The organism is Thiohalocapsa sp. (assembly GCF_022340605.1).
Lineage (GTDB): Bacteria > Pseudomonadota > Gammaproteobacteria > Chromatiales > Chromatiaceae > Thiohalocapsa.
Genome location: NZ_JAJDNQ010000132.1, coordinates 1 through 9,137 on the forward strand (window position 1 = coordinate 1; position 9,137 = coordinate 9,137).

7 protein-coding genes are annotated in these 9,137 nt (G+C 68.2%); 5 read left to right on the plus strand and 2 right to left on the minus strand.

From position 1 onward, the window contains the following. Positions 1–200: 200 nt before the first annotated feature. Positions 201–1,739, minus strand: a complete 1,539-nt coding sequence (locus LJE69_RS16340; protein ID WP_296927074.1) for a sigma-54-dependent Fis family transcriptional regulator — start codon at positions 1,737–1,739, stop codon at positions 201–203. Positions 1,740–1,897: 158 nt separating this feature from the next. Between LJE69_RS16340 and LJE69_RS16345 the strand changes: the two genes are divergently transcribed. The 4 genes from LJE69_RS16345 (at position 1,898) to LJE69_RS16360 (ending at position 5,473) form a co-directional block, all read left to right on the plus strand. Continuing rightward, positions 1,898–2,848, plus strand: coding sequence for a sulfite exporter TauE/SafE family protein (locus tag LJE69_RS16345; protein WP_296927078.1), 951 nt, complete (start codon positions 1,898–1,900; stop codon positions 2,846–2,848). Between the two features lie 51 nt (positions 2,849–2,899). Beyond that, positions 2,900–3,403, plus strand: a complete 504-nt coding sequence (locus tag LJE69_RS16350; protein ID WP_296927080.1) for a hypothetical protein — start codon at positions 2,900–2,902, stop codon at positions 3,401–3,403. A gap of 64 nt (positions 3,404–3,467) precedes the next feature. Next, positions 3,468–4,463 (plus strand): lysophospholipid acyltransferase family protein, encoded by a 996-nt coding sequence (locus LJE69_RS16355; protein ID WP_367114695.1) that lies wholly within the window; start codon positions 3,468–3,470, stop codon positions 4,461–4,463. Beyond that, positions 4,460–5,473, plus strand: a complete 1,014-nt coding sequence (locus tag LJE69_RS16360; protein WP_296927082.1) for a lysylphosphatidylglycerol synthase transmembrane domain-containing protein — start codon at positions 4,460–4,462, stop codon at positions 5,471–5,473. Before LJE69_RS16355 ends, LJE69_RS16360 begins: the two co-directional genes overlap by 4 nt. A gap of 250 nt (positions 5,474–5,723) precedes the next feature. Here the strand turns inward: LJE69_RS16360 and LJE69_RS16365 are convergent, their stop codons facing one another. Next, positions 5,724–6,155: a hypothetical protein gene (locus tag LJE69_RS16365; RefSeq protein WP_296927084.1), complete on the minus strand. Its 432-nt coding sequence runs from the start codon at positions 6,153–6,155 to the stop codon at positions 5,724–5,726. Positions 6,156–7,153: 998 nt separating this feature from the next. On the opposite strand from LJE69_RS16365, the gene typA reads away from it, so the two are divergent. Then, positions 7,154–8,977: a translational GTPase TypA gene (gene typA, locus LJE69_RS16370; protein WP_296927087.1), complete on the plus strand. Its 1,824-nt coding sequence runs from the start codon at positions 7,154–7,156 to the stop codon at positions 8,975–8,977. Positions 8,978–9,137 lie beyond the last annotated feature (160 nt).

Genomic DNA, 9,137 nt, shown 5'->3' on the forward strand with positions numbered 1-9,137 from the left:
GTATGGTTGGTTCTGCACTGGACACTGACATTGTGGCCGGTCGGTGCAGAGCGGTGCTGCTTTGTAGATGTGCGGTAGCAGCCCACCGCCATCAAGTGGCCGTGGCGCTTCGGTCCCGGACGGTATCGCGACCCGGCGCCACACCCTGCTGCGCGGACGGCGGGCGCGGTGGTTGTCTCGGTGATCCGTCGCGCCGCCGCTCAGCGCGGTATGAACTGGCCTCGATCGATCCCGAGCTTCCGCATCCTGGCGCGCAAGGTGTCCGGGTGGACTTGCAGCAGTCGTGCGGCCCCGAACGGGCCTTGGATGCGGCCGAAGGTGCTGGCGAGTGCCTGCTCGATGTGGCGGCGGGTCGCGCTGTCGAGTGACTCGATCCCGCTCTGAGCGCTCGCGACCGGCGCGCTCGTCTGAACGGGGGCGACGCTGGTCCCGGTGCCCAGCGCCCGCTCGATCTCCAGCTTGTGTCCTTCGCCGAGGATGGCCGCGCGCTCGATGACGGCCGACAGCTCGCGAACGTTGCCCGGCCAGGGATATGCGAGCAGGCGTGTCATGTCTGCGGGCGTCGGGAGCCGTGGTGTCAGGCCGAGCCGCTCGGCGGCGCGCAGGGCGAAATGGCTGGCCATGGCGGGGATGTCCTCGCGACGCTCGCGCAGTGCCGGGAGCCGCAGCGGAAAGACGTTGATCCGGTACCACAGGTCTTCGCGGAAACGTCCGTCCCGAACCATGGCCTGGAGGTCGCGATGCGTGGCCGCCACCAGGCGCACGTCGACGCGCAACTGCTGCTGTCCGCCGACACGCTCGAAAGTGCCATCCTGAAGGATGCGCAGCAGCCGCACCTGGACTGCCGGCGTCAGCTCGCCGATCTCGTCGAGGAAGAGGGTGCCCCCGTCCGCGCGCTCGAACCAGCCTTTGCGCCGGCCCGCCGCGCCCGTGAAGCTGCCACGCTCGTGACCGAACAGCTCCGAGTCGGCCAGGTCCGGCGGAATGGCACCGCAGTTGACACGCAGGAACGGGCCGGCCGGCCGCGCCGAGCCGGTGTGGATGGCGCGCGCGATCACCTCCTTGCCCGAGCCGGTCTCGCCCAGGATCAGAACCGGGGCGCCGGAGCGGGCGACCTGCTGCACGCCCCGCATGACGTCCTTCAGTCCCGTGCCGGCGCCGATCAAGGTATCCGTGATGTCCTGCCGGCCCAGGCGCGAGAGGAGCGAGCGGCGGTCGGCCTCCGCCGCCTCGCGCAGACTGGTGAGCTCGCGGAGCTGGTGGTCGTTGCGCAGCGCGACCGCGATGGGCTCGCGCAGCGCGGCCATGAGCGGCTCGTGTCGTGCCTGAAAGGCGTCGACCCCGGTGGCGCCGAGGACGAGGACGCCCAGGGGTTCGTCCGCCAGCCTGAGGCCGGAGGCGAGAATACCGCCTGTCCAGCCCGGCGGGAGCAGCCCCGGAAGCCGCCGCGCGATCTCGTCCGCGGGTCCGCGCAGCAAGGATTCCTCGGCGCACCACCGCAGCAGTCGCTCCTGGGCCGGATTGGAGGGCGGCTCGGGGTCCGCGTGCGCGACGCCCTCGCCCGCCGCGGCGGCCGTCCTGAGCCGGGCGTGCCCCTGATCCAGCACCAGCACCACGAGACGGTCCAGTGGCAGTCGCCGTTGCAGGATCTCGGTGATGCCGGAGACCGCCTCGGCGAGGTGGGGCTGGCGACAAGCGCGGCGCCAGACCTCCAGCAGGATGGGTTGAAAGTGCTCCATGCCCTGAAGAATAACGGGATTTCAGGAATTTATAACTGAAATTCCGTGATATTTTCCGGCAATGAGCGCGTCTTTCCCGGCTAAATCCGGGTTGCTGACGAAATCCCTCGAAAAGACAGTGTCATGCCTTGAATGGCGCGAAACTTGATCGGCCAACAGTGCGGCATTCCTTCACCAACCGCAGGAGTCAACCCATGGTCCGTGCTGCTGTCGCCACGCTCGAACATCTCTATCTTGGTCATCGCCGCCGCTTCAACCTGTGGGCGCTGCTCATCCTGCTGGCGTTGGCGGCCTTTGGGCTGCGCCAGTTCTTGCTCGATGCCGGCGTGATCGGGCTCGCCGCCGGCGAGCCGACGACCTGGGCGCTGCTGGGCGTGTTCCTGGCCGCCCTGGTTTGCGAATACATGGACTCGAGCCTGGGCATGGGCTACGGCACCACGCTCACGCCGTTGCTGCTCCTGGCCGGGTTCGAGCCCTTGCAGATCGTCCCGGCGGTGCTCTTCTCCGAGCTTCTCACCGGCATCGCTGCCGGCGCTATGCATCACCGCGACGGCAATGTCGATATCTTCCGCAACGCACTGGCACGGCGGACCTTCCTTTTGCTGGCGCTCCTCAGCGCCGTCGGTGCCGTCGGCGCCGTCCTGATCGCGGTCAAGATCTCCGCGTTCTGGTTTACGCTCGCGATCGTCGTCATCGTCCTGGCGATGGGGCTGATGACGCTCGTGACGGCGCGCCGGCGCATCCGCTACCGCGCCGGCGGCATCCTCGCGATCGGCTTGGTTGCGGCCTTCAACAAGGGGCTCAGCGGCGGTGGCTATGGGCCGCTGGTGACCTCCGGGCAGGTGGTGTCGGGCGTGCCCGCGAAGCAGGCGGTGGCCATCACCTCGATGGCCGAGGCCCTGACCTGTCTGGTGGGCCTGGGTGCCTACCTGATGCTGAAGGGCGGGCTCGACTGGTCGTTGGCCTTGCCCCTGGTCACGGGCGGGCTCCTCTCGGTGCCTATGGCAACGGCGACGGTCCGGGGGCTCGCGGAGGAGCGTATCCGGGGAGCCGTGGGTGGGATGACCCTGATCCTGGGTGTGGTCCTGCTGGTCAAGCTGCTGGGCTGATGCGGTGACGCCGGCCGCCGCGCCGCCTGCGGTCTTTTCGGCTTGAACTGCATGGCGGTTGCGCCGAACATGCCGCGGCAGTGTGACCTGATCGATCCGCTTTCGCCGCCGATGCTTGCGCAGAATGTCTTGAACCCCGTCAGTGCCCCGCGGCTGCCCGGCCGCGGGCAGCGCGCGCTCGCCATTGCCGCGCTGGTGCTGTTGCCGTGGCTGACCGCAGCCCATGTCCGCGCGGCCGAGCCGGTGCCGGCGAGCCGCGCCGTCATCGGTTTCGATCCCTCCGAGCTGGACGAGCAGGGGCTGGAGGGGCCGCCCGATGGCAAGCGCGCGGTGGATTACGAGCTTTGCATCCCCGCGGGCGAGCAGTTCACGGCCGAGGTCGGCGCCATCGATGCCAGTGCCCAGCTGTACCCCGGCGCCCGCGGACGCATCGGTTGCGGCCCCGGCCAAGTGCTGGTGATCGGCAACACGCATCAGCCGGACTTCGCGCTCGTGCTGCGACGGCTTGCCGAACTGCCCTACGTCGAGCGCATCGAGCGGACCTGGTTCGAGTAGGCTTGGGGCTGGTCCTGTGGTCAAGCCGGCTTCCAACACTGGGTCCAACCCCGCGCCCGACCTCGTGCCCAGTACGGCGCCCAAGGGCGGCGACCGGCAGCCGTCGGGCATGCGGCTGTGGGCGCCGCGGCACTGGCCCGCGTGGTTGGTGGTGGGCCTGTTCGCGGCGCTGGCGCGGCTGCCGTTTCCGTTGCTGTGGCTGCTGGGGCATGGGCTCGGCCGCGTCGGCTATCTGGTGTTGCCGGGTCGGCGCCGCGTGGCCAGGACCAATCTCAGGGTGTGTCTGCCGGAACTGTCCACCTGGCGGCGCGAGGCCCTGGTGCGGCAACACTTCGGCTGGCTCGGCGTCGCCGCCGTGAGCCAGGGCATTGCCTGGCATGGCTCCCCGCGCCGGCTGCGCCGCCTGGTCCGCTTTCGTGACGAGGCGGAGATCACCGGGCTTCTAAGGGAGGGGCGTGGCGTCATCATGCTGACGCCGCACTTCGTCGGCCTCGATCTCGCCGGCACGGCCTTCACCGAGCGGGTGCACCCGGGCCTTTACATGTATCAGCGCATTCGCAGTCCGGTCATCGACGCGGCCGTGCAGCATGGCCGCACGCGTTTCGGCAGCGTCCCCGTGGAGCGGCGCGACGATCTGCGCGGCGTCATCCGCCGCATCCGCAAGGGGGCGCCCTTCTACTACCTGCCGGACCAGGACCCGGGCCGGCAGCGCGGCATCTTCGTGCCCTTCTGCGGGGTTGCCGCCGCAACGGTGCCCATGCTGGGCCGCATGGCGCGTCTCGCCGATGCCCCGGTGATCCCGACCTTCGCCAGTTTCCTGCCCTGGGGGCGCGGTGTCGAGATGCGTTTCGGGCCGGCGCTGGAGAACTTCCCGAGTGGCGACGACGCCGTCGACACCGCGCGTATGAACCAGGTCATCGAGGCGGCGCTGCACGCGACGCCGGCGCAGTATTTCTGGGTGCATCGCCGCTTCAAGACCAGGCCCGAGGGCGAGGCGCCGCTGTATGCACCGTCGCGCCGGCGCCGCCGCCGGCGGGCAGCGGCGGGGTCTGCCGGGTGAACCGGTCGCCCTTCGAGCCGCCACCGGCGGGCGCCTTGCCGCTGCCGCGCCTCAATCGCCCGCGGGACTGGCTCATCGGCGCGACCCTGCTCGCGGGGCTGGTGATCGCGGTGCAGTACCAGGTCGGCTGGCAGGTGTTGCTGGCCCCGTGGCGCGCGGTCTCGCCCTGGCTCCTGGCCGGCGCCTTCCTGCTCACGGCGGCCAGCTACGGGGCGCGGGCGCTCAGGGTCTACGATTACTTCGGCCCATTGGTGGCGGGGCGCTTCGTCACGGTGCTGCGCCTGTCGATGCTGCACACCACGGCCAACAACCTGCTGCCCATGCGCCTGGGCGAGATGGTTTTCCCCTGGCTGATGCGGCGCTATTTCGGCCATGGCTTGCTCGCTTCCGGGGCGTCGCTGCTGTGGATCAGGCTCATGGACCTGCACTGCCTGGTGCTCGCCGGGCTGGTCGTGCTGTGGCTGCGCGCGCCCGCCTGGTGGTGGCCGCTGCTCGGTGCGCTCTGGCTCGCGCTAGTGCCGCTGGGTCTCGTGGTGCGTGGTAGCGGCTGGGTGGAGCGCCTGCCACTCGGGCGGGTGCGGCGCGTGCTCGCGTTCCTGCTGGAGGCGGCGCCGCGGGATGCGCGGCTGTTGGCACGGCTGTACCTGTGGACGCTGCTCACCTGGGCCACCAAGCTCACCGCCTTCGCGCTGGTCTTGAGCCACTTCGTCGATGCGGCGCTCTGGCAGTGCCTGTCCGGCGTCGTGGGTGCAGAGCTCTCCAGCGTGCTGCCCTTCCACGGCATCGCCGGGGCCGGCTCCTACGAGCTCACCGGTGTCGCGGCGATGGTGTCGCTGGGGGTCAGCGTCGAGGACGCGCTGGCCGGCGCCGTGAACCTGCACCTGTTTCTGCTGGGCACCACGTTCGCGCTGGGGCTGGTGGCGTTGCTCTTGCCCGTCGGCGGCGGCCATGCGGCGGCGGGGCTCGCGGGCAAGGGAGACCGTGAAAGTATTCGGTGTAGGTCGGGTTAGCGCAGCGTAACCCGACGATGGGCGTCCGTAAGCCCTTGATTGTCGCGTTACGCCATCGCTAACCCGACCTACGCTCCTCATCACTCTCGCAAGCGAAACAGCGATCGGTGTCGTGGTCGTGGTCGGGTAGTCGATTACGACAACGACAACGACGACAAACTGGACTCAACTGCAAGCATTTGGCGCCGTCAAGCAATCTAGGGATGCTTTTGGATCGATACCGATACCGATTTCGATCCCAAGCCCGATGTCAATGTGAAGGCGCCGGTACTTGGCAGGCAATCACCTGGAGGGCCAAGCCTGCCGCGGGGCCGAGGACAAACTCCGGGCCGACGCTGGGCGCGTTGCCATCCGGATCAGCACCGGTGCAAAAGCGCTGCAGGTCGCCGGTGGCCCACCAGTCAAGGGCTTCGGGCGGCGCGCCGCTGTCGACGTTGTCCTGGTGGCACAGTTGGCAGCCGTCGCCGCCGGTGTCGAGGTTGGCGTCGAGGTCCGCGTAGGGGGTGGAGCCGTCGTACTCGGCGCAGTAGGCGTCGACGTCCTCGCCGTACTCGGGCCAAGCCTGCGCCCCGCCCCAGGCGAGCAGCAGCAGGCTGGCGGCCGCGAGCGAGAGACGCCGTGGCATGCCGCTGGGCCGCGCGCCGGCGCCGGCTGTGATGGGCTTGGAGTCGGGGGTATGCATCGAAACTTCCTCGCGACATTTGGCTGATTCCGGACACGGGGCGCCGGACCTGGCGGGTAGGAAATGCAAGCGCCCCGCCGTGGCCATGGCCGCCTCGAATTCGAGGCTAGCCAGGGCGGGAGGCCGATTCAAGAACCGAGCACGGGGCTGACAGACGTGCGGCGGGTGCAAGGGGACGCGTTGCAGCGCGAACGCTCCAGCGCAGTGGGCAGTCGGGAGACGCGGAAGGCTGCATCCTCTTGCGCAGGCGACGGCGGCTGCCAGAGCGATTCGCGTGCGCAGGCGGTGCCTTAGTGGGCGCCGCCCCCTCTGCAGCAGGCATTTTTCGCAAATGTTCTAGGAACTGATCCTACCATTGGTCGGATCAGGCCCGATGGGGTGTTGACAAGGCGGCTGGCCGACGCTCCTTGTCAGGCAGTTTTACACAGGCCCGGAAACGCTGTCGGCGCAGCGCATCATCCGGCCGCGCCGGTTGCGCATCGTTCTGGAGAGTGCTTTACAATCAATGGCTTGTGGTGCTGGCCAGAGATGAGACAATTCGTTCGGACGCCTGTAATGACGGCCGTTTAGGGCGTCCTTCCGAAGTCTGTCCACAGGGTTATCCACAGGGGCTGTGGGTAGTGGGAATAAATGATGACAAAAAAATGCCTTGGATGTTACAGCGAAGAGCCGGTATCAGGTTTAGCTGTGAAGTAATTGTTTTTTAATATGTTCGTCACGAAGGTGTCCGCTAGGGCCATGATTCATGGAGGGGACGCCCCGCACGGCGGCCTTGGGCTATACTGCCGCGCTTCGCCTCGCCCGGCCGACCCGAGCGCATCGCACCTGTGCGCATGCGGTGTCGGCGCCGCTCGTCGCCCCGTGTGTCGCCGCCACGTGAGCCATCACTGGTGTCCGGCGCGCCCGCGGGTGCGCCCCCGGGTGCGCTTGGCACGGGCGGCTCGTCCATTTCTCTAGCCCATCTATCTGGCCCATCCATCTAGCGGAGTCACGCTCACGTGATCGACAACCTGCGCAACATCGCCATCATCGCCCACGTGGATCACGGCAAGACCACGCTGGTGGACAAGCTGCTTCAGCAGTCCGGCACCCTCGGCGATCGCTTCGGCCCGGTGGAGCGGGTCATGGATTCCAACGCGCTGGAGAAGGAGCGGGGCATCACCATCCTGTCCAAGAACACGGCGCTCAAGGTCTCCCTCGGCGACACGGAATACCGCATTAACATCGTCGATACGCCGGGGCACGCCGACTTCGGCGGCGAGGTGGAGCGGGTGCTGTCCATGGTGGACTCGGTGCTGCTGCTGGTGGATGCCCAGGAGGGGCCGATGCCGCAGACCCGCTTCGTCACCGGCAAGGCGTTCCAGCACGGACTGCGCCCCATCGTGGTGGTGAACAAGATCGACAAGCCGGGGGCGCGCCCGGACTGGGTCATCGACCAGGTGTTCGACCTGTTCGACAAACTGGGCGCCAGCGACGAGCAACTGGACTTCCCCATCGTCTATGCGTCCGCCGTCAACGGCTACGCGGGGTTGGAGGACACGGTCAGCGGTGGCGACATGATGCCGTTGTTCGAGGCTATCGTCGAGCACTGTCCGCCGCCGGACGTGGACCCTAGCGGTCCGTTTCGGATGCAGGTCTCGACCCTTGACTACAACTCCTTCGTCGGCGGCATCGCCGTGGGCCGCATCCAGCGCGGCAGTGTGCGGCCGAATCAGCAGGTGATCGTCGTCAAGCGCGATGGCGACCGCCACCGCGCCAAGGTGGGCCTGGTCTACGGCTACCTTGGCCTGACACGCTACGAGGTCAAGGAGGCGGGCGCCGGCGACATCGTCGCCATCACCGGCATCGAGTCGCCCAATGTCTCGGACACCCTGTGCGACCCCGATGCCGTCGAGGCGCTGCCGCCGCTGTCCGTCGACGAGCCGACGGTGAGCATGACCTTCCAGGTCAACAGCTCGCCCTTCGCCGGCCGCGAGGGCAAGTACCTGACTTCCCGCCAGCTCAAGGACCGCCTGGAGCGGGAGCTCATCTCCAACGTTGCGCTGCGCGTGGAGGAGGGCACCGACCCGGAGAAGTTCCGCGTCTCCGGCCGCGGCGAGTTGCACCTGTCCATCCTCATCGAGAACATGCGCCGGGAAGGCTACGAGCTGGCGGTGTCGCGCCCGGAGGTCATCTTCCGCGAGATCGACGGGGCGGTCTGCGAGCCCTATGAGCTCCTGATCGTGGACATCGAGGAGACCAGCCAGGGCGCCATCATGCAGGCGCTCGGCGAGCGCCGCGGTGAGCTCAAGGACATGGTGCCGGACGGCAAGGGGCGGGTGCGGCTCGACTACATGATCCCGTCGCGCGGGCTGATCGGCTTCCAGACCGAGTTCATGACGCTGACCTCCGGCACCGGCCTGAAGCACCACGTCTTCGATCACTACGGCCCCGCCAACCCGGGCGGCATCGCCCCGCGGCGCAACGGCGCCATGATCTCCAACGCCCAGGGCAAGGTGCTGGGCTACGCCCTGTTCAACCTCCAGGAGCGCGGCCGCATGCTGGTGTCCCCGGGTGACGAGGTCTACGAGGGCCAGGTGGTCGGCATCCACTCCCGCGACAATGACCTGGTCGTCAACCCGCTCAAGGCCAAGCAGCTCACCAACATCCGCGCCGCCGGCTCGGATGAGAACATCCTGCTCACCCCGCCGGTGAGGTTCTCGCTGGAGCAGGCGCTGGAGTTCATCGAGGACGACGAGCTGGTGGAGATCACCCCCGGCGCTATCCGCATCCGCAAGCGGTTGCTGAAGGAGCACGAGCGCAAGCGCGCGGGGCGGGGGTGATGCGCATCGCTGCGGCCGTCCGCGGGTAGGAGGCATGCGAAGACACGAAGACGCGAAGGGAAGACGCGAAATGATTGGCCGCCTCGGTGGATTGCAGCACTGACGGCGCGAGCGCGCCTGGTGTGGGGCGGATAAGCGAGGCGCATCCGCCGTCTTAGCC